The organism is Streptomyces sp. NPDC008137 (genome assembly GCF_042957035.1).
Classification (GTDB): domain Bacteria; phylum Actinomycetota; class Actinomycetes; order Streptomycetales; family Streptomycetaceae; genus Streptomyces.
The window spans coordinates 72,933-96,239 of the sequence record NZ_JBIBHN010000027.1 but is presented as its reverse complement, the minus strand read 5'-3'; the positions used below and the strand labels follow the sequence as shown (position 1 = coordinate 96,239).

Annotated in this window: 40 protein-coding genes and 1 tRNA gene; 33 read left to right on the top strand and 8 right to left on the bottom strand. The window is 70.0% G+C overall.

Annotation, left to right across the window (positions count from 1 at the left end):
* Window positions 1-127: 127 nt before the first annotated feature.
* Window positions 128-358 (bottom strand): helix-turn-helix domain-containing protein, encoded by a 231-nt coding sequence (locus ACFZBT_RS31805; RefSeq protein WP_391110875.1) that lies wholly within the window; start codon window positions 356-358, stop codon window positions 128-130.
* Between the two features lie 473 nt (window positions 359-831).
* Here ACFZBT_RS31805 and ACFZBT_RS31800 point away from each other — a divergent pair, with 473 nt between their 5' ends.
* On the top strand, window positions 832-1,113 hold the full coding sequence (locus tag ACFZBT_RS31800; RefSeq protein ID WP_391110872.1) for a helix-turn-helix domain-containing protein: 282 nt from the start codon (window positions 832-834) through the stop codon (window positions 1,111-1,113).
* 27 nt (window positions 1,114-1,140) lie between these two features.
* The gene (locus tag ACFZBT_RS31795; protein WP_391110869.1) at window positions 1,141-2,352 is read left to right on the top strand and encodes a tyrosine-type recombinase/integrase; all 1,212 of its coding nucleotides are present in this window, start codon (window positions 1,141-1,143) and stop codon (window positions 2,350-2,352) included.
* Between the two features lie 77 nt (window positions 2,353-2,429).
* On the opposite strand, the gene ACFZBT_RS31790 is transcribed toward ACFZBT_RS31795, so the two are convergent.
* From ACFZBT_RS31790 to ACFZBT_RS31770, 5 genes are all read right to left on the bottom strand, one after another.
* Window positions 2,430-2,765 (bottom strand): deoxyxylulose-5-phosphate synthase, encoded by a 336-nt coding sequence (locus tag ACFZBT_RS31790; protein ID WP_391110866.1) that lies wholly within the window; start codon window positions 2,763-2,765, stop codon window positions 2,430-2,432.
* Between the two features lie 103 nt (window positions 2,766-2,868).
* Window positions 2,869-3,201 (bottom strand): hypothetical protein, encoded by a 333-nt coding sequence (locus ACFZBT_RS31785; RefSeq protein WP_391110863.1) that lies wholly within the window; start codon window positions 3,199-3,201, stop codon window positions 2,869-2,871.
* Window positions 3,202-3,314: 113 nt separating this feature from the next.
* Window positions 3,315-3,424, bottom strand: a tRNA-OTHER gene (locus tag ACFZBT_RS31780).
* 85 nt (window positions 3,425-3,509) lie between these two features.
* On the bottom strand, window positions 3,510-4,736 hold the full coding sequence (locus ACFZBT_RS31775) for a tyrosine-type recombinase/integrase (RefSeq protein WP_391110862.1): 1,227 nt from the start codon (window positions 4,734-4,736) through the stop codon (window positions 3,510-3,512).
* A 490-nt stretch (window positions 4,737-5,226) separates the two neighbouring features.
* Window positions 5,227-5,598, bottom strand: coding sequence for an XRE family transcriptional regulator (locus tag ACFZBT_RS31770; RefSeq protein ID WP_391110859.1), 372 nt, complete (start codon window positions 5,596-5,598; stop codon window positions 5,227-5,229).
* A gap of 256 nt (window positions 5,599-5,854) precedes the next feature.
* Here ACFZBT_RS31770 and ACFZBT_RS31765 point away from each other — a divergent pair, with 256 nt between their 5' ends.
* The 22 genes from ACFZBT_RS31765 to ACFZBT_RS31660 all read left to right on the top strand — a co-directional run bounded on the left by ACFZBT_RS31765 (window position 5,855) and on the right by ACFZBT_RS31660 (window position 17,678).
* Complete coding sequence (locus ACFZBT_RS31765) at window positions 5,855-6,163, top strand: XRE family transcriptional regulator (RefSeq protein WP_391110856.1); 309 nt, start codon at window positions 5,855-5,857, stop codon at window positions 6,161-6,163.
* Window positions 6,141-6,371, top strand: a complete 231-nt coding sequence (locus tag ACFZBT_RS31760; protein WP_391110854.1) for a helix-turn-helix transcriptional regulator — start codon at window positions 6,141-6,143, stop codon at window positions 6,369-6,371. Before ACFZBT_RS31765 ends, ACFZBT_RS31760 begins: the two co-directional genes overlap by 23 nt.
* Before the next feature lie 91 nt (window positions 6,372-6,462).
* Window positions 6,463-6,852, top strand: coding sequence for a hypothetical protein (locus ACFZBT_RS31755; protein WP_391110850.1), 390 nt, complete (start codon window positions 6,463-6,465; stop codon window positions 6,850-6,852).
* Entirely contained in the window at window positions 6,849-8,027 is a 1,179-nt protein-coding gene (locus ACFZBT_RS31750; protein ID WP_391110847.1) for a hypothetical protein, read from the top strand. Before ACFZBT_RS31755 ends, ACFZBT_RS31750 begins: the two co-directional genes overlap by 4 nt.
* Window positions 8,027-8,281: a hypothetical protein gene (locus ACFZBT_RS31745; RefSeq protein ID WP_391110844.1), complete on the top strand. Its 255-nt coding sequence runs from the start codon at window positions 8,027-8,029 to the stop codon at window positions 8,279-8,281. The genes ACFZBT_RS31750 and ACFZBT_RS31745 overlap by 1 nt, the downstream gene beginning before the upstream one ends.
* On the top strand, window positions 8,278-8,790 hold the full coding sequence (locus tag ACFZBT_RS31740) for a hypothetical protein (protein ID WP_391110841.1): 513 nt from the start codon (window positions 8,278-8,280) through the stop codon (window positions 8,788-8,790). The genes ACFZBT_RS31745 and ACFZBT_RS31740 overlap by 4 nt, the downstream gene beginning before the upstream one ends.
* A complete protein-coding gene (locus tag ACFZBT_RS31735) occupies window positions 8,790-9,680 on the top strand; it encodes a PD-(D/E)XK nuclease-like domain-containing protein (RefSeq protein ID WP_391110840.1) in 891 nt (296 codons plus the stop codon). The genes ACFZBT_RS31740 and ACFZBT_RS31735 overlap by 1 nt, the downstream gene beginning before the upstream one ends.
* Entirely contained in the window at window positions 9,677-10,612 is a 936-nt protein-coding gene (locus tag ACFZBT_RS31730; protein ID WP_391110837.1) for a hypothetical protein, read from the top strand. Before ACFZBT_RS31735 ends, ACFZBT_RS31730 begins: the two co-directional genes overlap by 4 nt.
* Window positions 10,609-10,899 (top strand): hypothetical protein, encoded by a 291-nt coding sequence (locus ACFZBT_RS31725; RefSeq protein ID WP_391110834.1) that lies wholly within the window; start codon window positions 10,609-10,611, stop codon window positions 10,897-10,899. The genes ACFZBT_RS31730 and ACFZBT_RS31725 overlap by 4 nt, the downstream gene beginning before the upstream one ends.
* Complete coding sequence (locus ACFZBT_RS31720) at window positions 10,892-11,437, top strand: RusA family crossover junction endodeoxyribonuclease (RefSeq protein ID WP_391110832.1); 546 nt, start codon at window positions 10,892-10,894, stop codon at window positions 11,435-11,437. Before ACFZBT_RS31725 ends, ACFZBT_RS31720 begins: the two co-directional genes overlap by 8 nt.
* Window positions 11,434-12,459 carry a hypothetical protein gene (locus ACFZBT_RS31715; protein ID WP_391110830.1) on the top strand — a complete coding sequence of 342 codons (1,026 nt, stop codon included), beginning with the start codon at window positions 11,434-11,436 and terminating at the stop codon, window positions 12,457-12,459. The genes ACFZBT_RS31720 and ACFZBT_RS31715 overlap by 4 nt, the downstream gene beginning before the upstream one ends.
* Entirely contained in the window at window positions 12,456-12,701 is a 246-nt protein-coding gene (locus tag ACFZBT_RS31710) for a hypothetical protein (RefSeq protein WP_391110827.1), read from the top strand. The genes ACFZBT_RS31715 and ACFZBT_RS31710 overlap by 4 nt, the downstream gene beginning before the upstream one ends.
* Window positions 12,698-13,099 (top strand): hypothetical protein, encoded by a 402-nt coding sequence (locus tag ACFZBT_RS31705; RefSeq protein WP_391110824.1) that lies wholly within the window; start codon window positions 12,698-12,700, stop codon window positions 13,097-13,099. The genes ACFZBT_RS31710 and ACFZBT_RS31705 overlap by 4 nt, the downstream gene beginning before the upstream one ends.
* A 41-nt stretch (window positions 13,100-13,140) precedes the next feature.
* Window positions 13,141-13,578, top strand: a complete 438-nt coding sequence (locus tag ACFZBT_RS31700; RefSeq protein ID WP_391110821.1) for a hypothetical protein — start codon at window positions 13,141-13,143, stop codon at window positions 13,576-13,578.
* 83 nt (window positions 13,579-13,661) lie between these two features.
* Window positions 13,662-14,528 carry a hypothetical protein gene (locus ACFZBT_RS31695; protein WP_391110818.1) on the top strand — a complete coding sequence of 289 codons (867 nt, stop codon included), beginning with the start codon at window positions 13,662-13,664 and terminating at the stop codon, window positions 14,526-14,528.
* Window positions 14,525-14,884, top strand: coding sequence for a hypothetical protein (locus ACFZBT_RS31690; protein ID WP_391110815.1), 360 nt, complete (start codon window positions 14,525-14,527; stop codon window positions 14,882-14,884). Before ACFZBT_RS31695 ends, ACFZBT_RS31690 begins: the two co-directional genes overlap by 4 nt.
* A gap of 47 nt (window positions 14,885-14,931) precedes the next feature.
* Window positions 14,932-15,489 (top strand): WhiB family transcriptional regulator, encoded by a 558-nt coding sequence (locus ACFZBT_RS31685; protein WP_391110813.1) that lies wholly within the window; start codon window positions 14,932-14,934, stop codon window positions 15,487-15,489.
* Between the two features lie 160 nt (window positions 15,490-15,649).
* Window positions 15,650-15,973 carry a hypothetical protein gene (locus ACFZBT_RS31680; protein WP_391110812.1) on the top strand — a complete coding sequence of 108 codons (324 nt, stop codon included), beginning with the start codon at window positions 15,650-15,652 and terminating at the stop codon, window positions 15,971-15,973.
* Window positions 15,970-16,323, top strand: coding sequence for a hypothetical protein (locus ACFZBT_RS31675; RefSeq protein ID WP_391110809.1), 354 nt, complete (start codon window positions 15,970-15,972; stop codon window positions 16,321-16,323). The genes ACFZBT_RS31680 and ACFZBT_RS31675 overlap by 4 nt, the downstream gene beginning before the upstream one ends.
* Complete coding sequence (locus tag ACFZBT_RS31670) at window positions 16,320-16,604, top strand: hypothetical protein (RefSeq protein WP_391110806.1); 285 nt, start codon at window positions 16,320-16,322, stop codon at window positions 16,602-16,604. Before ACFZBT_RS31675 ends, ACFZBT_RS31670 begins: the two co-directional genes overlap by 4 nt.
* Window positions 16,601-17,443 carry a hypothetical protein gene (locus tag ACFZBT_RS31665; protein WP_391110803.1) on the top strand — a complete coding sequence of 281 codons (843 nt, stop codon included), beginning with the start codon at window positions 16,601-16,603 and terminating at the stop codon, window positions 17,441-17,443. The genes ACFZBT_RS31670 and ACFZBT_RS31665 overlap by 4 nt, the downstream gene beginning before the upstream one ends.
* A 4-nt stretch (window positions 17,444-17,447) precedes the next feature.
* On the top strand, window positions 17,448-17,678 hold the full coding sequence (locus ACFZBT_RS31660; protein ID WP_391110801.1) for a hypothetical protein: 231 nt from the start codon (window positions 17,448-17,450) through the stop codon (window positions 17,676-17,678).
* A 60-nt stretch (window positions 17,679-17,738) separates the two neighbouring features.
* Here ACFZBT_RS31660 and ACFZBT_RS31655 read toward each other — a convergent pair whose 3' ends face one another.
* Entirely contained in the window at window positions 17,739-18,182 is a 444-nt protein-coding gene (locus tag ACFZBT_RS31655; RefSeq protein WP_391110798.1) for a hypothetical protein, read from the bottom strand.
* On the bottom strand, window positions 18,155-18,445 hold the full coding sequence (locus ACFZBT_RS31650; RefSeq protein ID WP_391110797.1) for a hypothetical protein: 291 nt from the start codon (window positions 18,443-18,445) through the stop codon (window positions 18,155-18,157). The genes ACFZBT_RS31655 and ACFZBT_RS31650 overlap by 28 nt, the downstream gene beginning before the upstream one ends.
* Before the next feature lie 189 nt (window positions 18,446-18,634).
* On the opposite strand from ACFZBT_RS31650, the gene ACFZBT_RS31645 reads away from it, so the two are divergent.
* The 9 genes from ACFZBT_RS31645 to ACFZBT_RS31605 all read left to right on the top strand — a co-directional run bounded on the left by ACFZBT_RS31645 (window position 18,635) and on the right by ACFZBT_RS31605 (window position 23,304).
* Window positions 18,635-19,441: a DUF2637 domain-containing protein gene (locus tag ACFZBT_RS31645; RefSeq protein WP_391110794.1), complete on the top strand. Its 807-nt coding sequence runs from the start codon at window positions 18,635-18,637 to the stop codon at window positions 19,439-19,441.
* 6 nt (window positions 19,442-19,447) lie between these two features.
* Window positions 19,448-19,591: a hypothetical protein gene (locus ACFZBT_RS31640; protein WP_391110792.1), complete on the top strand. Its 144-nt coding sequence runs from the start codon at window positions 19,448-19,450 to the stop codon at window positions 19,589-19,591.
* A gap of 8 nt (window positions 19,592-19,599) precedes the next feature.
* A complete protein-coding gene (locus ACFZBT_RS31635) occupies window positions 19,600-20,121 on the top strand; it encodes a hypothetical protein (RefSeq protein ID WP_391110789.1) in 522 nt (173 codons plus the stop codon).
* Window positions 20,118-20,573: a hypothetical protein gene (locus ACFZBT_RS31630; RefSeq protein WP_391110787.1), complete on the top strand. Its 456-nt coding sequence runs from the start codon at window positions 20,118-20,120 to the stop codon at window positions 20,571-20,573. Before ACFZBT_RS31635 ends, ACFZBT_RS31630 begins: the two co-directional genes overlap by 4 nt.
* Before the next feature lie 74 nt (window positions 20,574-20,647).
* Window positions 20,648-20,827, top strand: coding sequence for a hypothetical protein (locus ACFZBT_RS31625; RefSeq protein ID WP_391110784.1), 180 nt, complete (start codon window positions 20,648-20,650; stop codon window positions 20,825-20,827).
* A 168-nt stretch (window positions 20,828-20,995) separates the two neighbouring features.
* Entirely contained in the window at window positions 20,996-21,175 is a 180-nt protein-coding gene (locus tag ACFZBT_RS31620; RefSeq protein WP_391110783.1) for a hypothetical protein, read from the top strand.
* A 122-nt stretch (window positions 21,176-21,297) separates the two neighbouring features.
* Window positions 21,298-21,717 carry a hypothetical protein gene (locus ACFZBT_RS31615; RefSeq protein ID WP_391110780.1) on the top strand — a complete coding sequence of 140 codons (420 nt, stop codon included), beginning with the start codon at window positions 21,298-21,300 and terminating at the stop codon, window positions 21,715-21,717.
* The gene (locus ACFZBT_RS31610) at window positions 21,714-21,953 is read left to right on the top strand and encodes a hypothetical protein (protein ID WP_391110777.1); all 240 of its coding nucleotides are present in this window, start codon (window positions 21,714-21,716) and stop codon (window positions 21,951-21,953) included. Before ACFZBT_RS31615 ends, ACFZBT_RS31610 begins: the two co-directional genes overlap by 4 nt.
* A gap of 7 nt (window positions 21,954-21,960) precedes the next feature.
* Window positions 21,961-23,304, top strand: a complete 1,344-nt coding sequence (locus ACFZBT_RS31605) for a terminase large subunit domain-containing protein (RefSeq protein ID WP_391110774.1) — start codon at window positions 21,961-21,963, stop codon at window positions 23,302-23,304.
* Window positions 23,305-23,307 lie beyond the last annotated feature (3 nt).

Below are 23,307 nucleotides of genomic sequence, written 5' to 3'. Positions count from 1 at the left end.
GGTGCGGCCGGACGGGCAAGGTCCGGCCGCACCAGATCGATCGTTCAGGCATGGGCGATGCGGCGGGGGACTCTGACGGCTCCCGGCGGTGGCTCGCCGGGGGCCGCTTCGCTCTCCGTGCGGGTTCTCAGCCCGCGAGGTCGTACGTGGCCTGGGCGTTCAGCCAGGCATCAACCTCGCTCCAGCGGTAGCGCAGATGGCGGCCGACCTTGTGGACGTTGGGGCCAGTGCCCCGGTACTTCCACTGGTAGAGGGTCTTCGCCGGCACGCCGAGGTAGGCGGCTACCTCGGCAGGGGTGGCCAGGGCGCATCGCTCGGCGCCATCGGCGCTGGCGCTACGCGGAGAGGTATTCGGCACAGGGCTCCTTTTCGGTTTTGGACAGCGTGCTTGGACAACACAGTCACACCTCGAGCGGAGAAGTCCAGACTTGGTTCTAGAACTCTCCACTACTCTTCGGCGTGACCGGCAACGCCAAAACGATAAGGGCAGATTGGCGGCTGCTGAAATCGACTGAGATCGAGGTATCGGAATCCGATACCTCCCGTACTCCGGAGCACCCTGAGAAGGTGTCCGGCAGACAGCGTCGCGACTCAGGGGAACGACTGAGCAGCTCAGGGAGGTGCAACTTTGCGGATGGCACCTGTGCCTCTAGATGCCGAAATTGCCCACGGGTTACGGGTCGAGGGAACTTAGTGCGGCAATCCGCCGAAGCCCCAGCAGACTGATCAGGAATCGATGAGATGAACGCCACTTAGTCCACCAACGACCTTTGTAGAGTTTAAGAACCAACTCTTGCCACAAAGCCCAGCGGCAAGTTACAGCTATCTGTCATGGCAACCCGAACTGTCGAAATAGGCCACGCTGGCCACCACACCGCCCGCGCCATCGAGCATCTACGGCTCGCGCACGGCCTGACCCAGCACCAACTCGCCGCCCGGTGCACTGCCCTGGGCCGCCCGATGACCAACACCGCTCTCAGCCGCACTGAGCGCGCCCGCCGCCGCTGCGACGTCGACGACCTCGTCGCGCTAGCCACCGCGCTCGGCGTCGCTCCCATGGCCCTGCTCCTCCCGCTCTCGTCGATGCCCGTCAATGCCCGGAGGGGGTGCTAGTTGGCGCGCGTCTGGATTGAGGACCGCATGGCGCACGCGGCCTACGCGCGTGCCCTGACCGAAGCCAAGCGAGCGGGCCGCACGCCGCCAGGGCGCTACCGCGTTCGCTGGTACGACCCCGATGGCAAGCCGAAGATGAAGACCTTCACACGCAAGGTCGATGCCGATGCTGAGCGGACCCGGATGGAGTCCCGCCTCAACGACGGCTCTTACCGCGATCCCGCTGCCGCGCGCGTGAAGTTCGCAGAGGTGGCGGAGTCCTGGCTGTCCACGCAGATCCATCTCAAGCGCTCGACCCGGGCCCGCTACCGCGGCGTTCTCGACGTCCACGTGATCCCCAAGTGGGGCACCACCCCACTGGACCGCATTCACTTCGAGGACATCGCCGAGTGGCTCGCGGACCTGCTGTCAGGTGAGGCGGCCGGCGGAAGGAAGCTCAGCCCCCGTTCGGTCCGCAAGGCGTACGTCGTCCTCAGTCGCGTTCTCGGTTACGCGGTCAAGGCCCGTCGTCTGGCGGCCAACCCGGCCGTCGGCGTGCCCCTGCCGAAGGCGGCGCCAGCCGACCACGTGTACCTCGACGACATGCAGGTCGACGCGCTGGCCAACGCGTCAGGCGCCTACCGAGTGTTCATCCAGCTGCTGGCCTACACCGGCCTGCGCTGGGGCGAGGCGTCCGCACTGAAGGTAGGCCGCGTCGACCTTGGCGCCTGCCGAGCGCACATCGTCGAGGCGTACGCCGAGGACAACGGCAAGCTCTACCTCGACACCCCCAAGAACCATGAGCGCCGTTCCGTCCCGATCCCGCGCTTCCTGGCCGAGGAGTTGAAGCCCCACGTCCGGGGCCGGGGAGATGAGGAGTTGCTCTTCACAGCCCCGCAGGGCGGACCGCTACGGGCCCGCAACTTCCGTCAGCGCTTCTTCGTGCCGGCGGTCGTGAAGGCCGGGCTGGGGCACCTGAACGTCACCCCGCACAAGCTGCGCCATACGGCGGCCTCGCTCGCCATCGCCAGTGGCGCGGATGTCAACGTCGTACAGACGATGCTGGGCCACAAGTCCGCGACGCTGACCCTGGACACGTACGGGCACCTCTTCCCGGACCGTCTGGACGAGGTGTCGGAGAAGATGCACAAGCGCCGAGCCAAGCAGCTCGCCAAGGCGAAGGCCAAGCTGGAGAAGGCGGAGAAGAAGGCCCGCAAGGCTGCCGAGGCTGTGGCCGTCCTGGAGGATCCCGCGGCGTGATGTGTGCCTTATGCGTGCTGTTTATGACGTCAGGGGGCGCTTCGGAGGCGGGGCGGAACGCCCCTGCTTTCGGGCTGCTAGGGCAGGTCGCGGCGGACCAGCGCCTGGGCGAACGGTTCTCCGGTGGCCCGGGCGTAGGCCATCCGTTCGCGCACCTCGCTGAGGGTGCGTGGGCGGTAGCCGGGTCCGCCGCAGCAGCTCTTGTGGAAGCGCACACTGGCGTGCAGCAGCAGGGAGAGGGTGCGCCAGGCGGCGGTGTCCCGCCTCTTGGGTGCAGCGAAGGCGGAGCCGACGTGGATCAGTGGTTCGGCGCAGCGTGGACAGACCCGGTCGTGGTCGTAGTGGCCTGGGTAGGGCTGCTTGTACGAGGCCCGGCAGGGCAGGCAAACGTACGAGGTCTTTCCATGGGCCATGCGGGAAGGTTAGAGCCGCAACGGGGTCGGGCTCGACAGATTTCCGGCATGCTGCGCAGGCTCTCAGCAAAGGTGGGGCGGTGACGGTTGACCGTGCTTGCTTCTACTCGCGGCCGCGGAGTCCTGCGTCGATGGCGTCAGCAGCATCCCTGGCGGCCAGGTCGCTGATCTCCTTGGGGACCTCGCGGTCGTCGTACACGAAGAGTCTTGCGTCGACGAGGTGGGTCTTCGGTTGCCAGTTGAGACGGCGGCCTGCCTCGCGTGCAGCGCGACGGACGTCCTTCAGTTCGCCCATCTCTTCAAGCTCGTCGCTGCTCAGGATCAGCTGCCCGTGGTAGCCCTGGTAGCGAGGCTTCAGCGAAGCCCGCATCAGGCTCTCCAAGCGGTCGACCAACTTCTCGTACCGCGGCCGGGCCAACTCGTCTTTCGCGGGCATCGCGCACAGCTCCCCACCTCAGCCCGCAGCCGCATGTGTGCCATATGTGGGCTGCGAGGACGAAGGCCCTCCCGTCCGATGGACGGAAGGGCCTCTGACCAGGTGTTTCTCTGTGCCCCCGGCAGGATTCGAACCTGCGACACCCGCTTTAGGAGAAAACGTAAAGCGATCATGAGATTCAGTGAGGCTCAGTGAGGCTCAGTGAGTCCACGATGACAAGGGCCTGACGTGCAAAAACGCGTTTCAGTGAGCCTCAGTGAGGTTCAGTGAGGGGGCGTTGTGGACTCTTTGTGGACTCTCATGGACTCTCACCCCGCTACCGCCCTCAGCGTTCGAACACCCTCCGTCTCGGGAGCCATCCGAGCCCGCACCTTCGCGGCCACATCCTCAGGCGCATGCTGGTAGATCCAGGTGACCTTAGACCCTCGCTCATGGCCCATGACCGCCTGCGTGTCCTTCTCGCTGACGCCGAGATCCTTCAGCCACGTGGCGAACAGATGCCGCGTGTCGTGCACCCGCGGCCACCACTCCAGCCGCCCCGTCTCCGGGTTCGTCACCTCCCGGGCCAGGCCCGCGTCCTTGATGGCCGGCACCCACACCCGGCGGAAGTTGTGCCGCGTGAGGACGCCGCCCTGCGGGCCGCGGAACACCAGCTCCTCGGCATGCAGGTCGTACGGGTCGTCGCCGATCGGCGTCACCTTCTCCGGCGGGCGCCACCGGTCGACCATCGTGCGGACCGCGTCGGCTGCCTGCGGGGTGAGCGGCACCGTACGGAAACCGGCCACCGACTTGGGCGCAGGCTTCCGGAACAGCCTCCCCGAATCCTCACTGAGCACCTCTTTCACCTTGAAGTGCTGAGCCTCGAGGTCGACGCATTCCCACCGCAGCGCGGTCGCCTCACCCCACCGCAGGCCCGTGTGCTCGAGGAACACAGCCAACGGACGGTAGTACCTGGGCAGCTGCTCGACGATCAGCGCGAACTGCTCCCTCGTCGGCGGGCGCAGGTCGTCCGGGTGCTTCCTCGGAGCCTCACCCACCTCGAGGTCGGCGGCCGGGTTGAACGGGATCCGCTTCCCGTCTTTCACCGCGGCCCGCAACATCTGGTTCAGCAGCTCCTGCACCTTCTTCCGCGTGTGGTAGCCCCTCACCTCCCGCGTCAGCCACGCCTGAAGCTCAATGTGCTCGAGGTCGCACAGCTTCCACTGACCCCACTTGGGCTCGACATGGACGGTCCAGTTGGACAGCTTCCTGTTCCGCGTCGTGACGGCGCGATCGGGCTGCGCCTCCCACCACAGTTCCCACCACTGGGACAGGGTGATCTGGCCGCGCTTCGGGTCGCCGTACGTCCGCTCCCGCACGTTGGTGCGGATCCTGTCGAGGAACGCTTCAGCTGCCTTCTTCCCGCCCTTGTCGATGGGGAAGTTCTTGGCCTTCTGTTTCCCGGACGGGTCCCGGTAGCGGGCCTGCCATGAACCGATGCAGTCCCGCCGGCGTCGGCGGTCGCTGTACGTCTCGCCGGGCGGGTAGACCTCCATGCAGCGTGCGCACCCGCACTCTTTGGACGCCTTCTGTCGCGGGTTGTCTGCGGCTCTACGCCCCATGCTTCACCACCTGCTCGCTCCTCCGCTGTTGAGGTATGCGGGGGGTCAGGTCGACCGGATCCCCGCACCAGCAGACTGCACCCAACTCAGGCTGTTCGACGACGAGTTCGGTGAGAATGGCGCGGACGAGTGTCACCGTGTGTGGTGGTTCGAGATCACGCGGGATGGCGATGGTTCTTGCCCCGGCATCGAAGCCGGGAAGCGCGTCGGGTGGAACGAACCGAACGCGGACACACATGCACGCCCCCAGGATTGCAGGTAGAACGGGACCTGTTTCCGATGGGGGAGGACATCGGCAGCGTGTCTGACCGTACCTCCGTCTGGTGGAATTTTCGACCATTGGTGAGCGTGTTGTTGCTGAGGACTCACCGAGAGTGAGCAGGTCTATTCCAAGTCGGACCGGCGGGTAGGGCAGGCGGTTGTGCTACTGCCCCGTGCGATTCATTTCAGTCACCGCGCGCATCTGCGCCTCGACCATGCGCTGTTGCTCCTCAGTGAGGCTGCGGTACAGCTCGAGGACGCGGCCCTCAGCTTCGGGGCTGAGGGGGCCAGGGGACTGGCGGCCGGCGGCGGCGAAGATCTCGGCCTCGGTGAACTTAGGGAATTCACGGGCGAGCGCGCGCAGTGAATCGGGGTGCACGCCCCGTTTTCCGCCCCTGGTTCGGTGCTTCCAGCTGTTGACGGTGGAGGCGGCGACCCCGATGCGGCGCCCGATCTCGCTCTCGTTGACGTTGTACGTGTCCTTGAGTCGTGCGAGAAGTTGCGCCAGGTCTTCGGTTCGCTCCTGGTCTGCCACGAGCTAAGGGTGCCCTTTGATCTTCTACTTTTGCAAGCCAAAGTAGAAGCATGGCGCGTTCTGAACGCGCCCCGTAGCCTCCCCGCTACGCGACGTCGCCCGTGTCATATGCGTCCAAGCTAGAACACGCTTTCGAATTCTGCCACCCTCACTGAAACTCACGCACACTCACTTGACCTCACTAACACTGACACAGTAGAAATGTGTCAACGGCACCGCAGGGTGCCCCGCAGTCCCCGACAGGTGCGAGGCCCACATGACCGACCTGATCCGCAAGGGTGAAGGCAAGCCACTCAGAGACGCCATGCGGCGCCACGGAGTGACGCAGGCCGAACTCGCCGCACGAACCCAAGAGGTCGACGTGCGCGGACAGGGCGTGAGCGTCGCGACCGTCGTGAAGGTCACCGGCTCCGGTCGGACCGCGGCCGAGAAGTGCCGGCTGCGGACGGCGTGGCTCATCGCCACGGCGTTGAACGAGCCCCTCCAGCAGCACTTCGACATGCCCTCAGTTTCTACTGACACAGTGGAAAGGTGTAACCCCCATGGCGACTCAGACCCTCGCTGAGCGCTCCGTGACGCTCGCCCCCACCGGGCTCGCCCCCCTGCTCACCACCGCACAGCTCATGGCCCGCTACGGGGTCTCGAACTGGACGGTCAACGAGTGGGTGAAGAAGGGGTGCCCCGTCGAACCGACGGCCATGCGCGGCCGGCGCTTCGACCCCGAGGCCGTCCGTACGTGGATGGCCAAGCAGGCCGAGCAGATCACCGCCTGACCCCCCCATGACGCGCCGAAGGGCCGCCCGACTTCCCGGCCTGGCGACCCCTCGTTCGGCGCCCCTACCAATCGCAGAAAGAGAGGCCCCGATGGGGACCCAGACTACCGATTCGATGACCAAGGGCATGCAGGCCCTTGTCGCGATGGAGACCAACGCGGCGCGCCTCAGTGAGGTGGCGGTGCAGCTGCTCACGGCGCACGCCGCTGGTCTGCCCGAGCTGCTGGCCGTTCGCGCCGAGGCGACGCAGGACCGTCCGCACTTGGCGTTGCAGCCGAAGACGCCGGACGACGCTCGGCTGTGGGCCCGCGCCCTTGGCATGGACGTGAAGGTGACCGTCGAGGACGGCGGCGAGGACCAGCTGCTCGAGCGTGCGGCCGTGGAATTCACGGTCGACGGTGTGTTGGTGCGGTTGGCGGCGTGCCGGTGGTACTCGGCGGACCAGTGGGCGGAGCGCATCGCCGAGGCGGTGGCGGCATGAGCGACTCGATCAACGTCCGCGTCACGCTGGACGCCTACGACATGGCCTCGACCGGCCGCCAGACGCAGGTGTATGTGCAGATTCCCGAGGTGGCCCGCGTCTCGTGGCTACTGCCCGAGGACCGGTTCCACGGGCTGGTGGATCGCGCGTGGCCCGAGGTGCTGGACGTCACGCACGACTACGTCACGTACGGCAGTGCTGCGTCCAACTCCTCGACGACGGCGGCCTGGAAGGCCGTGCGCGAGTGGCTGCGGGACAACACCAACCGTGACGAGATGCAGGCCGCGTGGGAGCAGGACCAGGCGCAGCGGCACCCGGTAGCGCGAAAGCTGCTGCAGGAGAACACCGAGCTGAAGGAGCAGCGCGAACGGCGCCGGGCCCGGCTGGTGGCGCTCCAGAACGACGCACTGAACATGCGGGGCGTGCTCTCTCCGAACGGTGAGGACCGCAAGGTTCCCTTCCCGCTGGGCGAGACGCTGACTCCCGCTGTGGAGTGGTTGGTTGGTCGCGTCGCCGAGTTGGAGGCGGAGCGGCACACCACGAACGAGGCGTTGTCGGACGCGGCCGAGCAGCTGCGCGCGAACCGGGACCAGATCGCCGGCCTGGAGTTGGCGGAAGGGCTGGCGTGTGCGGCCGAGGCCGACGCAAAGGCCCGCGTCGCCGAGTTGGAGGCTGAGCCGCTCGCGTGGGCCACGCTGCTCGACGCCACCAGTCTCGGCAACTTCCTCCACACGCTCGGCATGGCGACCGAGGTCTACCCGGTCGACGGGGCGCTGTCTCAGGTCCGTGAGGTGATCCGTTCGTTCCGGGAGGCGCTGCCTGCCGGGGCTGAGGAGGAGCGCACGCGGGCGTTGCACGACCGCACCGTGGCCAGGGACGCGGAGATCGATGGGCTGCGGGCGCGGCTGGCCGAGTACGAGCGGCCGGTGGACGAGGAACCGATCCGGTTCACGCTGACCGAGCAGGCCGAGGGTGAGCCCACCGAGGACGACGTCCGGCCGCAGGTGCGGAAGCTGCGGTCGATCCTCGCCGGACAGCGCGAGCAGGCCGAGGCCGACGACCAGGCTCGCTGCCTGAAGGCCCACCCCTTCAGCCCGCGCGACGGCTGGCGGATGGTCTGCGGCAACTGCGACCACGGCAAGGACGCGGCGTGCCACCAGGGCGGTGACGCCTGATGCCCGCCGCGACCGCCACCGAGTGGCTCACCGCCGCCGCGATCGGCGCGACCACGCTGCCGCCGCTGTGGCTCGTCGCCCACCTCGCAGGCAGCGACTACCAACTGCCGCACGTGTCCCTCGCCCCGGCCCGGGCCGCCGCCCACCGGGCGCACGACGCCGCCGAGCACGCCGCGCTGAAGGCCCGGGTGCGAATGGCCGCGTGGCTGCTCGTCATCGCCTGGCACCTCGAGACCCGGGAGGCCACCCGATGAGCACCCACGACGTCATCGAGCACGCCCTGCGCGTCTACTTCGCCGACAGCGCCGAGCCGAACGCCATCGCCCGGGAGCTGCTGAAGCAGCACGACGGGCAGCAGGCGAGGGCCGCCGCCGAGCAGTTCCCGGGTGAGCTGGCGATGCTGCGTCAGCTGGTCCGTACCCTGCGCACGGTCGTCCGCGAGAACCACGTGTTGCCCGAGGTGCGGCGTCTGCTGTGGCACCACGCCACCGACGAGGCCGCGGCGCACGCCGAGATGCGGGACGACGAGACGTCCAGCCGTGAGCAGCGTCTCGCGCAGCTCCTCGACACGATCCGCACCCACCGAGGTGCCTGGCCCGCCCGCCGCGTCGTCGACCTCCGCCGCTTCACCGGTGGCCCGACGAAGCACACCACCGCCCGTGGAGACCTGGCCGAGCTGTACCGGCGCGGCCACCTGCGGCAGCACGGCGGCGATCACGACCGCTTCTACACGCTCAAGCTCAGGAAAGACGGTGACGCCTGATGACGACCGTCGTGCAGGCCGGGGCTCAGGCCCCGGCCGCCGGCCCGGCCCCCATCACCGAGCCCGGCATCTACGAGATGACGAACGAGGTGTACCACTCCCACCGGTACGCCCTGTCATCCAGCGGCGCACGTGACCTGCTGGACCCGTCCTGCCCCGCCATCTTCCGGTACAAGCAGGACAACCCCGAGCCGCCCAAGAAGATCTTCGACATCGGGAACGCCGCCCACAAGCTCGTGCTGGGCAACGGCCCCGAACTCCGCGTCGTCGACTACGAGCGGTGGGACAGCAAGGCGGCCAAGGCCGAGGTCCTCGAGGCCCGCGCCGCCGGAGCGATCCCGCTGAAGCGGCACGAGCACGAGCAGGTGCACGCCATGGCGGACGCCCTGCGCCGCCACCCCGTCGCGAGCCTGCTGTTCGACCCCGAGCGCGGCACCCCGGAACGCTCCCTGTTCTGGCGCGACGATCGTACGGGCGTCATGCGCCGCGCCCGGCTGGACTGGCTCCCGAACCCTCGGTCCGGTCGTCTGATCATCCCCGACTACAAGACGTGCGCCTCGGCCCACCCCGAGAAGCTTCAGCGGGCCGTGGACGACTTCGGCTACCACCAGCAAGACGACTGGTACCGGTCCGCCTGCCACGCCCTCGGCATCGCCGACGAGACGGCCGCGTTCGTGTTCGTCTGCCAGGAGAAGACGGCCCCGTACGTCATCACCGTCATCGAGGTGAACGCGACGTCCCGCCGGATCGGCGCCGCCCGCAACCGCCGCGCGCTGGAGACCTTCGCTGAGTGCACCCGCACCGGCTACTGGCCCGGCTACAGCGACGAGATCGCCCCCGTTTCCCTGCCCCCGTGGGCTGAGACCCGTGACTCGCTGGAGTACCTGTGAACTACCCCGCCACCACCGACCACCAGTTCGCGGCCCCGGCCGCCCCGGCACCGTCGTTCGTCGGGCAGGGCACCGCGGTTGAGCAGTCCCGCGCGGTCGCCGAGGTGCAGGCCGCCGTCATCGTCGCCCGCCAGTTCCCCCGCAACGAGGCCATCGCCGTGCAGAAGATGCGCACCGCGTTCCGGCAGCAGACCCTCGCCGCACGGTCGTTCTTCCGCTTCAACCGCGGCGACGGCAACGTCAACGGCGAGACGATCCAGTTCGCCCGGGAACTCGCCCGCTGCTGGGGCAACATCCACCACGGTCTGAACGAGCTGCGCCGCGACGACACGGCCGGCGAGTCCGAGATGCAGGCGTGGGCGTGGGACCTCGAGAGCAACGAGCGCGCGTCGACCACGTTCGTCGTGCCGCACGTCCGCTTCACCAAGACCTCGGGGCGCAAGCCGCTGGAGGACCCGCGGGACGTCTACGAGAACAACACGAACAACGGTGCCCGCCGGCTCCGGGAAATGATCTTCTCCGTGCTGCCGGACTGGTACCGGGAGCAGGCCAAGGAAGTCGCGAACTACACGCTGGAGAACGGCCAGGGTGACAGGCCTCGGTCGCAGCGCATCGCCGACGCCATCGCCACCTTCGAGCGCATCGGCGTGACCGTCGAGCAGCTGGAGGAGAACCGAGCAGGCCGGAAGTCCGACAAGTGGACGAACCTCGATCTCGCGCAGCTTCAGATCATCTTCCAGTCCATCGAGCGCGGCGAGGTGACCCTCGAGGAGGAGTTCCCCGAGCAGCGGGTGACGGTCGCCGAGATCACCCGGCAGCATGCCGAGCAGCCGCCGGCCAGCACGCCGCAGCCCGAGCCCGGCCCGGCTGCTGGTGACGACAACTCGTCGTGGCCGGAGGCCCGGAAGCCGGGGACGGGGGCGACCTCGTGAACGAGCAGTCCATCGCGCTCGGCGCCCTCGTGATCCTGCTGTCCCTCGGCGCCGGTGCGCTGTTCTCCCGCTGGTACTTCGCGCCGACCGGCAGCCACCGCGCGCCCCGCGTTGTCGAGGAGCAGGTGCCGTTCGCTGACCTGCTGCGCCCGACGGCCGCCGGGGTCAACGATTTCGCGTTCTGCCCGGCCGAGGAACAGGACCGGCTGCACCGCTTCAACGGCGACGGCACCCGCACCTGCTGGACGTGCCGCTGTGAGACGCCCACGGCGGTGCCCCGTGGCTGACACGCTGTTCACCCCCGAGGTTCCGGCCGCCACCACGGCGGCCGGGCCCCGGCCCACCCCGACCCCCGGCATCTCCCTCACCGCCTACGGCCTCCCGGCACCGCAGGGCTCCAAGCGCCACGTCGGCAACGGCGTCATGATCGAGTCGTCCAAGAAGGTCAAGCCCTGGCGCCAGGACGTCAAGCAGGCCGCCCTCGACGCCGTCGCCGGGCTCACCGACTGGACGCCCCTCGACGGCCCGCTGGTCGCCTCGATGGTGTTCACGTTCGCCCGACCCAAGGGGCACTACCGCACCGGCCGGAACGCGCACCTCCTGCGCGACTCGGCCCCGGCCCGGCCGCACGGCATGCCGGACCTGTCGAAGATCCTCCGGTCCACCGAAGACGCCCTGAAGGGCATCGTCTGGGCCGACGACGCGCGGGTGGTCGGCTACGCCCGGCTCGGCAAGTTCTACGCCGGGGCGGACGTGCCGGACGTGCTGTCGATGCCGGGCTGTGTGATCCGCGTGTGGCCGCTCGACGAGGCGGTGGGCCGATGAGCCGCCCGGCGAACGCTTCCCGCGCCGACATCATCGGCATGCTCCAGAACGGGCACAGCAACAACCGCATCGCAGGTGAACTCCGCGTGGACAAGCATCGAGTCCGACGCATCCGTGAAGAACTTGGCCTCCCCGCCTACGTCCCCGTCGAGCAGACCCGCACCCTCGAAGAGAAGTGGGCGCTGTACGCCCGGCCCGTCGACGACGGCCACGTCGAGTGGACCGGCGAACGCGTAGGCGCCGCAGGCACACCCGTCATGCGGTACAAGGACAGCACGTACAGCCCGGCCGCCCTCGCATTCGAGATGCAGCACGGCCGGCAGCCGCAGGGCTACGTCATTGCCGACTGCGGACGCAAGCAGTGCATCGCCCGCGGCCACGTCGACGACGAGGCCGGGCGGCAGACCAAGCGGCAGAAGCTGCGTGAAGCGAACGGGCTCACCGAGCGGCCGGACACGTGCCCGTACGGCCACGACCAAAGCGTGCATGGCCGCCTGCAGGGAGACGGACGCCCGTACTGCGAGGCCTGCAAGCGCGAGCGCAAGACTGATCCCGAGGCACACCGCGAAGCGCGTGCCAGCGCCCGAGAAGCCGTCCGGCAGGACATCGAAGCGCTGCTCCGCAAGAACACCCCGCAGATGCACATTGCCCGCCAGCTCGGCGTCGCCCCGGCCACCGTGCAGCGCGTCCGCGAGGACCTCGGGCTCCCGGCGCCGAGGGCTGGGCGGCGCGAACGTTACGGCTCCCTCGAGGAAGCGTTCCACGCGAACACCGAGGTGATCTGCGACGGTCACCTGCGGTGGAAGCGCAGCACGGTGCACGTGTGCTACCGCCAGCAGCGCATCCCGGCCGCCCGGGTGTCCTTTGAGCTGCATCACGGCCGACCGCCGGTCGGTCCGGTGCTGCCCGGTTGCGGGATGGACGGCTGTGTTGCTGGCGGCCACCTCGAGGACCGGCCGATGCGGGAGGCCAACAAGCGGGCCGACAAGGCTTTCGCGGCGATCTTCGGGGACGTCGCGTGACCGCCCGCCGGCGCCGCCGCGCCCCGCCGGCCGAGCCCGAGTACCGGCCGGGCCAACTCCTCGACTGGCGCTCCTCGGAGCACTGGTCGGAACGCGAACTCCCCTGCCGGTACTGCGGGTTCCCCACCCACCTCCGGGACTCCCGCATGAAGGCCGCGCACAAGACGTGCGCCGAGGACGCGCTGACCATCCAGGCCGCTGAGGCGGCCGACGCCTACCACCAGAACGGACAGACCACGTGACCGATCGCCCGTACACCGACGACGACCTCCGCGCCGAGGCCGCCCGCCAGTACAAGAACGCCACCGAGGACCCCGACTTCTCTGGCATCGGCGAGCAGATGGAGGGCCACAAGATCCCCAGCCGGGACGACTTCCAGTGGGACCAGCTCGGCGACCACGACTTCGACACCGCGATGCGCGCCGTCGACAACCTCCTCAGCACCGCGGTCGATGCCTCCCGGTGGGCTGTCGAACTCGGCGCCGACGGCCTCCAGCCCAGCAACGAACACGCCATCACCATCGACGGCAACGGCGCCCCCATCGCCCGCATCCACTTCGCGTTCGAGCCCGGCATGCCCGAGTCGATGCGCAGCGCCCTCGTCGAGGGAATCGGCGGGGCCATCGCCGACGCCCTCTGACCTCACGGCCCCAGCACCACCGATCCAGAAAGGCACAGCACATGCCCAAGCTCCACAAGGACGCCCAAGTCGAGGTCAAGCTCGACGCCACCGCGGGCCTCGTCGAGGTCGCCCTGTCCGACGAACAGCGCCGCCAGCTCTTCGAGAACCCCGGCGAAACCATCGTCGCCATCGTCGAACTGTCCTCCGTCCAGTACACCGGCCACGCCAAGGGCGAGGAGAAGCAGCCGCAGGTGAAGCTGCGCGTCACCGGCTGCGAGGCCGCCCGCGACGACGAGGAGCAGGCCGCCCTGCTGGAGGCGCAGCGCGCCATGTGGAGGGCCCGCCGCATGGACGGAACCCTCGACGAGATCGGCAACGGCCCCCGTAAGGCCGGTGACCTGCTGGGCGCCTCGTTCGCGGGCTACCCCAGCGAGGCCGAGTACCGGCAGGCCGAGCGCGAGAAGGAAGAGCGCCGCCGCGCCGAGTACGTCCGCTGACCGAGCACCGCCCGGGGCGACGACTCCCGCCCCGGGCGGCACCGCCGGAACGGTTCCGCAACACACCTGAGAGAAGACCCGAGTTGAGCACTGAGGAGCAGGCACCCGCCAGCGGCAGCGTCGCCCACGCATACGGCAACGCGCTCGTCTGGCGCTGGGTACCCAGCATGCCCGCCGCGCTGAAGCGCGCGCACGTGCACACGCTGCTCTACGCGCTCCGCTCGATGGCCAACCCCGCAGGAGAACTCCGCTTCAACGGCGACCGCAAGCCGTTCCGCATCAAGGACATCGCCCGCGCGGCCGGCGCCGACGAGAAAGACACCCGCGACCGGCTGGAGGCCGCCATCAAGGCCGGGGTGGTTCGGGTCCTCGGGGAGCGCCGCCGGGGCCGCACCGCCCTGTACTGCCTCGCCATGGACCCGTGCCCGGACTGGGCGGCTGCGGTGGCGTATCTCGAGGGCGTGAAGGGGCTGCGGGAGGAGGCCCGGCTGAAGCGGAAGGCCGAGCGGAAGGCGGCCCCGTGGACCGAGGAGAACGGGGGGCGGTCCCCCGAACTCGACGAGACGGAGAACGGGGGACCGCCCCCCGAACTTACCGACGGTACGGCCGGAGAAGAACGGGGGACCGCCCCCCGACCGAGAACGGGGGACCGCCCCCCGAATGGTTCGGGGGACCGCCCCCCGAACAACCCAGGGGGGTTCCCATGGGGTTCCCATGGGCGGGCTGATGTCGGTTTCCAACCTCAGGTAGTTGGGCCCCCCGGTGATCAAGCCGAATCCCACGAGACCCACCACGACGACGCCACGGCGCCGGACCCCACCGACCACACCACGTGGCCCATCTGCCCCGCCTGCGAGCGCCGCGTCATGCCCGACCCGAGGCGCCCCGGCCGCACCGTCCACGCCCGCTGCGAACCCCACCTCGCCGACCGAGAGAGGCACAGCGCATGAGCCCCATCCGGCCCGAGAACCGCGACCGCTACCCGAGCGACTGGAAGGCGATCAGCCTCCGTATCCGCACCGTCCGCGCTGCGGGCCGCTGCGAGTGCCTCGGCGAGTGCGGACGCGGCACCCACACCGGCCGCTGCCCGAACGTCAACGGCGGCACGGCATACGGCACTGGTAGCCGCGTAGTGCTCACCGTCGCCCACCTCAACCACACCCCCGAAGACGTGCGCGACGACAACCTCCGCGCCATGTGCCAGGGCTGCCACCTCCACTACGACCGCGACCACCACCGCCAAACCGCAGCAGCCACCCGCCGAGCAGCCATCGAAGCCACCGGACAACTCGCCCTCGACGCCTGACCAGCACCGCCGACCAACCGCCCGACAGCCAACCCCCGGGGAGCGCCATGACCACCCTCGCCGAACTCACCGCCCGAACCCCCGGCCTGCCCTGCCGCCTCGACCCCGAGCCCTGGTTCAGCACCGCCGCCGCTGACCGCCGCTACGCCGCACGCCAGTGCCACGGCTGTCCGCTGCTCCTCGACTGCATGCGCTACGCCCTCGACAGCAAGCAGGAGCACGGCGTGTGGGGCGGTGTCGACTTCGAAGCCCGGGCCATGGGTTGCGGCACGAGGCGCGGCTACCAGATCCACATCCGCCGCAAGGAGCCCGCGTGCCCGGCGTGTCAGAGCGCGCACGACGAGGCGGTGGAGGCCAACCGGCGGCGGAGCCTCGCGGAGGCGCACAAGGCCGGCGGGACGGCCCGCGGCTACTGGATGCACCGACGGTTGGGGGAGGCGGCGTGCGTGCCGTGCAAGCGGGCGTGCGCGCGTCAGTCGCAGGAGCGGCGGGACAGGGAGCGTGCGGACGCTGAGCGGGCTCGTGAGGCGTGGGGGGACTCCGGGGCCGCCGAGCCGCTCCCGGGCCCTCAGGCGGCCGTACAGCCCCTCGCGCTCGCCGGGTGACCGCCGTGCCACGCCCCCGGTGCCCCCGCGGCCACTTCCTCCCCGCCACCGGCACCTGCCGCTGCCAACGCCCACGACCCCACACAGACCTGAAGGGCCAACGAGCCACCCTCCGCCAGCTCTACACGATGACCACCGTCGACCTCGCCGGGAGCTACCTGTGACCCGCCGACCCCAGGAGAAGACCATGTCCGAGCTGTCCCGCAAGGTGTTCCTCGCCGAGACCGCCGCCGTCCGCGAGCACCACGACGAGCAGGAGCAGGCGGCCACCGCCAAGGCCGAGGCCGCGCTCGCCCCGCTGGAGGCCAAAGCCCAGGAGCTGCGCGAGCAGCGGGACGCCAAGCTGCGCGCCGAGGCGCTGCGCGAGGCCGCGGACCGGATCGACCGCGAGGACCTGCCGCAGGACCAGGTGGACATGTTCGACAACGGCGCCCGCTGGGCCACCTCGCTGCTGCGCCGCATGGCCGACGAGGCGCAGCGATGACCCGCCACCTCACCCACGCCCTCGCCGTCCTCTACGGCCTCACCGCAGTCGTCCTCCTGCGCTGCGCCATGGTCAGCCACCGAAACGACAGCTGGCCCTACACCCTGTTCTTCACCGGGGCCGCCGTCCTGCTCGTCACCGCGATAGCCCACCACGCCTACCACCGCGACGAGCTGCGCGCTGCCCACGTCCGCCTCGAGCGCGCGGCCAGACCACCCAACCAACGGCCCGGCCTGGAAGACGGCGTCATAGCGGTCGCCCTCGCCGCCGCCTGCTGCGAGCGCTGGTGGACCTCGGCCGGCGCCGAGCACGAGCCCGCCACCTGCACCCGGAAGGACCAGACCACATGAGCACCACCCCGTCCCCGGCCATGGCCGAACTAGCCCGCGCCCGCCAAGAGCTGGCCACCTGGCTCTACAAGGGCGTCACCGGATCACGCGTCCACGAGCGCGTGGCGCAGCTGATCGACGACCACCAGACCGCCCTGAAGGATGCGCACGCACACCAGCTCGCCGAGCAGCAGCGCGCATGGGCCAAGGCCGAGTACGACAACGACATCTGGGTGGACGAGGAGACGTACACCCGCCTCAAGGCGCAGGCCGACCTGATCGATCCGGAGGTGCAGCGGTGAGCCAGCCCAGCCCGGACGCGCGGGCCGTCGTCCGCGCCCTCGCCGACCTGACGACGCAGGTCCGACGCCTCGCCGACTACCGGCAGTCCGACTTTGCACTGACCCCCGACGCTGACGACGCCCCGACGACGACGGCCGACGACGAGGCGACGACGCCCGCGACGACGTGCAGCGCCCAGTACCACGGCCCCCACCACGTGCCGACGCAGTGCATCCGTGCCGCGCACCACGAACACCCGCACCACACCGACGAGGGCGGGTTCCACTGGTCGGACACCGTGGCCGTCTATCCGGTAGCCCCGGCCGTCCGGAAGGTCGCGCAGCAGGTCCCCGCCGAGGCGTACACCGCATGGACCGAGCAGGCCCCGGCCGCCGACGAGGACGCGCAGCACACCACCGACGAGGAGCAGACCCTTCGCCTGCTCCGCCGCGAGTCCCTCCTCGTGCTCCTCACCCGCCTCCAGCGCGGCCGGACCCTCACTGAGACCGAGGCCGACGCACTCCGTCAGCACGTCGAGACGGAGATCCGGGAGGCCGACACCGCCCGCTCCGTGGCCCGGTCGAACCTCCGGCACGTGAAGACGATCGTCCCCGAGCTGGAGCAGGCGCAGGCCGAACTCCAGCGGTACGCCGAAGCGGAGAGCGCGGACGCCGCGGCAGGCTCCTACGCCGGACGTGCCGAGCAAGCAGAGGCCGCCATCGAGCGCGTGCGCGCCCTCGCCGATCAGTTCAGCCAGGAAGACGACCGCGGCGCCCTCGGCATCGGCTACCGCTCCGCCGGACGCCAGCTGCGCGCCGCCCTCGACGGCACCGAGCAGCCCACCACCACGGGAGACTGACCCCATGGGAGCATCCTTCGAGTACCTCGACATCGACGGTGACGTACTGGTCATCGGAGCGCGCGGCGCCATCCGACGGAAGCACGCCGCCCCATTCGCCGCCGTCCAACTGGGCACCGAACACGGCGAGGAACAGACCGGCGTACTCATCCGCGTGGACGACGTCGACAAGGTGATCGAGGCGCTGCAACGCGCGAAGTCCGAGTCACAGCGCCTGTTCGACGCTGGAGTCTGACGCAGGCCAGACGCCCCGTCACCCCGCCCGACGACGGCCGGAGACGGGGCGTCGTCACGTCTACCGCTTCGGCGGCACCCGCAACGGCGCCAGCTCTTCCTGACCGTCCCAGCGCGCGAACAGCTGCGGAGGGACACCCCCAGCCATCAGGAACTCGACGGCCTCACCCTGCTCAAGCGACACCTCCCCAGTGCCACGCAGGGTGAAGACGTACGGCAACTCCTCGCCGTCGAAAGTAATGTTCCGCGCCGGCGCCGTCCCGTCATTGCACAGCCGGAAAGCGTCCTTCTCCACATGCTCCAGACGCAGGACAACGCGCGGGCGGGCCGCTTCCTCGTCCGCCGCAACCTGCCGGGCAAAGGCCGCCTCGGCCACGTCGGCCGCCCGCCTCCCGTCCCGCTGCGCCCTGAGGCTCACCACCAGCGCGCCAACCGAGACCAGCAGCGCAGCCAACCCGAGCGCGTCCCCCCACCCCATCAGTCCATGCCCTTCCAGATGCGCCACGCCCGCGACCGATCCGTACCGATCAACTCACCGATCTCCGGGAAGTCGAGACCCTGCCGGTGCAGCGCATCAACCGCCTGCTGCCTGATCTCCTTCGCCAGCGTCCGCTCACCCGGCCACTCCCGCAGCACCAGGCCCGCAGCCCGCGCACGCAGCGCAGCATCCGGGATCGCCTCCAGCCCACGCAGCGCAGCACGCACCGCCTCGAGGACATCGTCCGCCGCGCGGCGCGCCTCGTCCGGCTCCTGCGTCTCCTCGGCCATACCCCGCCACCTCCCCGCCGGAGAGTAGGTCTGCACATCGGGGCCCGTGTCGGCTACCCTTCACGGTGTCGGGTATCCGACACGACGCGTCTGGACGGGCCGACGACGCCCGACGACGCCCCACAACTGAACGAGCCCCGGACGGGACGGGCATCCCAACCGAGGCTCTGACCAGGGAGAGTGATTCCCTTGGCTGACCAGCAGCCTACGCACACCCCACCCCCCGCGGCTACCGGCGGGCTCGGCCTCGCCATTGGCGCCGCCGCCATCATCACCGCGATCACCGGCATCGCGTTCTGGCTGTCGTACCACCACCTTCACGACGTGGCCGAAGCCAACGGGCTCGGCACCGACCCCGCGAGGGCGTGGGCCTGGCCCGCCGTGCTCGACCTGTTCTACCTCGCCGGTGAGCTGCTGATCCTGCGCGCCTCCTACCTGCGAACCGTCGACCCGTGGGCGATCGCCCTCACCGCAGTCGGCGCGTTCGGCTCCATCGGCCTCAACGTGGCCGGCGTCGGCGAGGGCGCGGACCCGCTGGAGTACGTCGTGGCCGCGGTGCCGCCGGTGGCCGCGCTGCTCGCGTTCGGTGCGCTCATGCGGCAGCTGCACGTCTGGTTCGCCCGCCGCGCCGCCGCCGAGCCCGTGGCACCGGCCGCCGCGCCTGTGGTGACCGTCGAGCGGGCCGAGGTGCCCGTACCACCGAAGCCCGAGCAGCCGCCCGCGCTCGAGGCCGCCGAGAAGCCGCAGCCCGAGGAGCAGCCGGAGCCCGAGCCCGTACGGCCGGCCATCGTCTACCGGGACCCGCGCTGTACCGCCGTACGGCCCCTGTACGACAACGGCACCCGCCCCGGCACCGCCGCCATGCGCGACGCGCTCCTCGCCGCCGGACACGGCCGCGTCGGAGACTCGACGATCCGCGGCACGATCCGCGCCGAGATCGAGGAGCACGAGCCCGAGCTGGCCGACTACCCGCCGGCCATCGGCCGCACCGCGTAGGCCGCCGTGCTCGCCGTGTTCTTCGCCGGGTCCGCCTTCCTCGGCCTGTTCGGCCTCTGCGCTGTCGCGCTGCACGACGTCCCCCGCATCACAGGGACCGTCGCCTTCATCCTCACCCTCGCGGCGCTCGGCGTCGCCGTCCTCCGATAGGACTCCGCATGCCCCCGCTCGACATCCCCACGTACGGAATCGTGTCCCTCGGCGGCGTCACCGTCGGACTGTCCCTCGCAGCCTGGGACGTCTCCCGCTGGTTCGCTAGCCACAAGAAGCGCCTTGCCCTCAAGGCCCTCCGCGACCTCGCCCCGTTCCTGCTGTGCATGGCCTACGGGGCGCTGCTCATCCTCTCCGCTGGCGGCATCATCGGCGCCGCCGCCGACTGGTCCCTGTGGGGCACCAACACCGTCGGTGAAGTCGTTCTCGTGTACGGCGTCGGCGGCACCAGCCCCGACGTCACCCGCACTTCGCAGCTGGCCCTCACACCGGGTGGGCACGCGGTCGTCATCATCGTCACCGTCGTGTTCGCCGCGGTCGCCTCGCGCCGCGGGTTCCGCCTGGACTTTGTTCGCGGCGTGCTCTCCGGGGTCAGTCTCGGTCTCGCGTCGAGCATCGCCGGGGCTGTCGGCTACGTCCTCGCGCCGGTCGTGTCCACGGCTGGTGACTACGTGGCAGGTCTGCTGTGACCGGGCGCGCGGCCGCGGCGGGCCGCCGTCTCGCGTCCGGCACGTGGCGCCAGCTGGAGGCGTGGTCGCGCTGGCAGCTGGCCCTCGACTACGCCCCGGGGAAGGCCGGGCTCGGCGTCTTCGTTCGACGCTTCGGAGTGGCCCTGCGGCGCGCCGCGGCCATCGTCGCCGCCCTCGTGTTCTACGGGCTGCTGCTCCAGCGGGTGCCGGGCGGGATCTACGTTGTGCCGCTGGTGTGGGCGGTCGGCGCCTGGCAGATGTCCGATTCGTCCGCCACTCCCCCACCGGAGGAGGGGCGCCCCTCGTGCCGCGAATGCGCTGGTCACGAGCTTATCGGCGTGACCCCTTCTCGGACTCAGAAGGGGATGTTGATCTACACCACCGCGCCCCCGGACCGGCCCAACCACACCCACGTCCACGTCGTGCACACCGCCGACGAGACGGCCGCATAGACCCCGGGGCGGCCCGCGCCTGCCAGCTACCGGCCGCCCCGGTCCCATCCCAACGAAGAGACGGAGCGCCCATCATGGCACTCGGATTTCCCAAGCCGATCAAGGCCGAGGACTCTCGCCTGAAAGGTCACGAGACGACGTACCAGGCGTCGCGCGGCGGGTACTTCCCACAGACGCCGCAGCAGCGCGAACACGATCGCGTCGAGATCACCGTCGAGCGCGCGGACAAGCCGAGGAAGAAGCCGAAGAAGTAGCCGCCGCCCCGTTGTCAGACCCTCGTCGTACAGTCGCAGACATCCATTCCGCGTCTGCTGGCTGCGACGCACTCCGGGCCCCGCCGTGAAGTTCCCCCGACGGCGGGGCCCGGCCCTGTTCGCCGTGCGACACTGCCCCGACCACATCACCACCAAGGGGGGCGCACCATGCCAGAGATCAAGACCCGGCGGAAGATGGGCTGGATCGCCCTCGGCTTCCACTGGACGATGCTGATCTGCACCGTCGGACTGTGGACGCCGTTCTATCTCGCCGCCCGCCGACGGCGCGTCACCGTCACGTACATCCCCGAGGGCTACAACGGGCCCGTGCCTGGCCAACACGGCTGACCACCTGCACCACCTCAACGCCCCGCCGACGCAGGTCGACGGGGCGTCGTCATGCCCGCGAATTGCAGCCCCCAAGATCCTGCCCGCCCGAAAATCCGTACCTTCCTGCCCAGGGAGGTGACATGGCGCGGCGGCACGCGGACCACGATCTCGGCCTAGTGCGGCAGCACGAGGTCGTACGCCTGCGTACCCAAGAGAAGCTCCAGTTCCGCGAAATCGCCGCCCGCCTCGAGTGCGACGTCAAGAACGTCTACCAGGCGTGGAAGCGCGGCGTGGCCGAGCTGGCCGCCAAGGCCGCCGAGGCGCACGGGGAGTACCTCGGCGAACAGCTCGCCAACCTCGGCATCGCCATCGACGCCCTGATGCCCAAGGTCATCAAGGGCGACGTCCGCGCGAACGAGGCCCTCGTCAAGCTCTTCGACCACCAGGCCAAGTTGCTCGGCCTGTACGCCCCCGTGAAGGCCAACGTCACCGTCACCGACGAGATGACCGCCCGCATCAAGGCCCTCGCCGACGAGATCGCACAGCTGGAGGAGACATGACCGAACCCGCCCCCGAACCCCCCGTCGAGGACCCGCAGCCCGAACCGGACCCCAACCCCGAGCCGGACGAACCCCCCGCCGAGGAACCCGAACAGCCGCCCGTCGAGGCGCCGGCCGCCTGCCCGCCGTACCCCAACGACCCGTCCATCACGTGCGAGCTGGAGCCCGGCCACAGCGTCCGCATGATCCACCGCCGCAACACCGGACCCGACCAGCCGTACTACGAATGGGAGTAGCCGCACAGTGCACGCCGACCTCGACGCCAAGCTGGCCGGGATGTCCCCGGCCGAGCTTGAGCTGCTCGAGGCCGAGCTGGCGGACCGGCTGTGGCACAAGCGGTGGGGGAAGTGGACCCCGTACCCGTGGCAGGTGCCGCCCGAGCACATCGAGACCCTCGGCTGGTGGCTCCAGCTCGGCGGGCGCGGCACGGGCAAGACCGACGGATGCGCGAGGTACATGGTCGCCCACGTCAACGGCCCCCCGTGCGACCCGCGCCTGCCCGGCGGCCACCGCATGGCCATCATCGCCCCCACACAGGGAGACGCCGTCGAGGCCTGCGTCAACGGGCCGTCCGGGCTGAAGGCCCACGACCCCCGCGTCATGCTCCGCACCACCGTGGGCGGCACCTTCGCGCGCTGGCCGGGCGGCGCTGAGGCCAAGCTGTTCGGCAGCCACACCCCCGACGACGTCGAACGTCTCCGAGCCGGTGGTAACCGCTGCCTCGTGTGGATGGAAGAGGTCGCCGCGCAGCGACGGCTGAAGGACGCCATCACGCACTCGGAGATGGGCCTCCGTATTGGCCCGAACCCCCACTACATCGGCAGCACCACGCCCAAGCCGCGCACAGAGCTGATCGAGCTGACCCGCAGTCCCAAGACCACCGTCACCCGCGGCCGGACCCGCGACGCGATCCACCTGCCCGAGGAACAGCGCCTCCACCTGATCCGGAAGTACGCCGGCACCAGGACCGAGGCACAGGAGTTGGACGGCGTGCTGCTCGAAACGATCGAGGGCGCCCTGTGGTCCATGGAGAGCCTCGACACCACCCGCGTCGGCGCCACACCCCCCATGACCCGCGTCGTCGTCGCCATGGACCCCGCCGCCACGTCGACCGACGAGGCCGACGAGATGGGCATCATCGTGGCCGGGCTCGGCCAGCAGTACATCCCCGACAAGAACGGGTTCCTGCGCCAGCACGGCTACGCCTTCGACGATCTGTCCGGCCGGATGCCGCCGATCGAGGCCGCACGCAAGGCGATCCGGGCGTACCACGAGCATCGGGCCGACGCGATCGTGGCCGAGGTCAACAACGGCGGCGAGTGGATCGGCACAGTGGTCCGGCAGGTCGACCCCACCGTCAACTACCGCACCGTGCACGCCACCCGAGGCAAGCTCACTCGTGCCGAGCCCGTGGCCGCGCTCACCGACCAGCTGTCCGCGCACATCGTCAGCAGCCTCCCCGAGCTGGAAGAGCAGCTGACCACGTGGGTGCCGGGCGATGCCTCCCCGGACCGGCTCGACGCGTACGTGTGGGCCCTCACCGATCTCATGCTCGCGCCCGCGGGCAACCTCGCCGCGGTCGCCTGAGGA

Excerpts from the sequence above, each read along its gene's own strand:
- ACFZBT_RS31740 (WP_391110841.1), top strand. The coding sequence starts at position 8,278 with ATGAGCACCCACGACGTCATCGAGCACGCCCTGCGCGTCTACTTCGCC.
- ACFZBT_RS31785 (WP_391110863.1), bottom strand. The coding sequence starts at position 3,201 with ATGCCCGCGAAAGACGAGTTGGCCCGGCCGCGGTACGAGAAGTTGGTC.
- ACFZBT_RS31615 (WP_391110780.1), top strand. The coding sequence starts at position 21,298 with ATGGCGCGGCGGCACGCGGACCACGATCTCGGCCTAGTGCGGCAGCAC.
- ACFZBT_RS31690 (WP_391110815.1), top strand. The coding sequence starts at position 14,525 with ATGAGCCCCATCCGGCCCGAGAACCGCGACCGCTACCCGAGCGACTGG.
- ACFZBT_RS31610 (WP_391110777.1), top strand. The coding sequence starts at position 21,714 with ATGACCGAACCCGCCCCCGAACCCCCCGTCGAGGACCCGCAGCCCGAA.
- ACFZBT_RS31800 (WP_391110872.1), top strand. The coding sequence starts at position 832 with ATGGCAACCCGAACTGTCGAAATAGGCCACGCTGGCCACCACACCGCC.
- ACFZBT_RS31715 (WP_391110830.1), top strand. The coding sequence starts at position 11,434 with ATGAGCCGCCCGGCGAACGCTTCCCGCGCCGACATCATCGGCATGCTC.
- ACFZBT_RS31775 (WP_391110862.1), bottom strand. The coding sequence starts at position 4,736 with ATGGAGGTCTACCCGCCCGGCGAGACGTACAGCGACCGCCGACGCCGG.
- ACFZBT_RS31735 (WP_391110840.1), top strand. The coding sequence starts at position 8,790 with ATGACGACCGTCGTGCAGGCCGGGGCTCAGGCCCCGGCCGCCGGCCCG.
- ACFZBT_RS31760 (WP_391110854.1), top strand. The coding sequence starts at position 6,141 with ATGGCGACTCAGACCCTCGCTGAGCGCTCCGTGACGCTCGCCCCCACC.
- ACFZBT_RS31755 (WP_391110850.1), top strand. The coding sequence starts at position 6,463 with ATGGGGACCCAGACTACCGATTCGATGACCAAGGGCATGCAGGCCCTT.
- ACFZBT_RS31745 (WP_391110844.1), top strand. The coding sequence starts at position 8,027 with ATGCCCGCCGCGACCGCCACCGAGTGGCTCACCGCCGCCGCGATCGGC.
- ACFZBT_RS31670 (WP_391110806.1), top strand. The coding sequence starts at position 16,320 with ATGAGCACCACCCCGTCCCCGGCCATGGCCGAACTAGCCCGCGCCCGC.
- ACFZBT_RS31675 (WP_391110809.1), top strand. The coding sequence starts at position 15,970 with ATGACCCGCCACCTCACCCACGCCCTCGCCGTCCTCTACGGCCTCACC.
- ACFZBT_RS31660 (WP_391110801.1), top strand. The coding sequence starts at position 17,448 with ATGGGAGCATCCTTCGAGTACCTCGACATCGACGGTGACGTACTGGTC.
- ACFZBT_RS31750 (WP_391110847.1), top strand. The coding sequence starts at position 6,849 with ATGAGCGACTCGATCAACGTCCGCGTCACGCTGGACGCCTACGACATG.
- ACFZBT_RS31795 (WP_391110869.1), top strand. The coding sequence starts at position 1,141 with ATGGCGCACGCGGCCTACGCGCGTGCCCTGACCGAAGCCAAGCGAGCG.
- ACFZBT_RS31650 (WP_391110797.1), bottom strand. The coding sequence starts at position 18,445 with ATGGCCGAGGAGACGCAGGAGCCGGACGAGGCGCGCCGCGCGGCGGAC.
- ACFZBT_RS31685 (WP_391110813.1), top strand. The coding sequence starts at position 14,932 with ATGACCACCCTCGCCGAACTCACCGCCCGAACCCCCGGCCTGCCCTGC.
- ACFZBT_RS31700 (WP_391110821.1), top strand. The coding sequence starts at position 13,141 with ATGCCCAAGCTCCACAAGGACGCCCAAGTCGAGGTCAAGCTCGACGCC.
- ACFZBT_RS31765 (WP_391110856.1), top strand. The coding sequence starts at position 5,855 with ATGACCGACCTGATCCGCAAGGGTGAAGGCAAGCCACTCAGAGACGCC.
- ACFZBT_RS31790 (WP_391110866.1), bottom strand. The coding sequence starts at position 2,765 with ATGGCCCATGGAAAGACCTCGTACGTTTGCCTGCCCTGCCGGGCCTCG.
- ACFZBT_RS31620 (WP_391110783.1), top strand. The coding sequence starts at position 20,996 with ATGCCAGAGATCAAGACCCGGCGGAAGATGGGCTGGATCGCCCTCGGC.
- ACFZBT_RS31635 (WP_391110789.1), top strand. The coding sequence starts at position 19,600 with ATGCCCCCGCTCGACATCCCCACGTACGGAATCGTGTCCCTCGGCGGC.
- ACFZBT_RS31625 (WP_391110784.1), top strand. The coding sequence starts at position 20,648 with ATGGCACTCGGATTTCCCAAGCCGATCAAGGCCGAGGACTCTCGCCTG.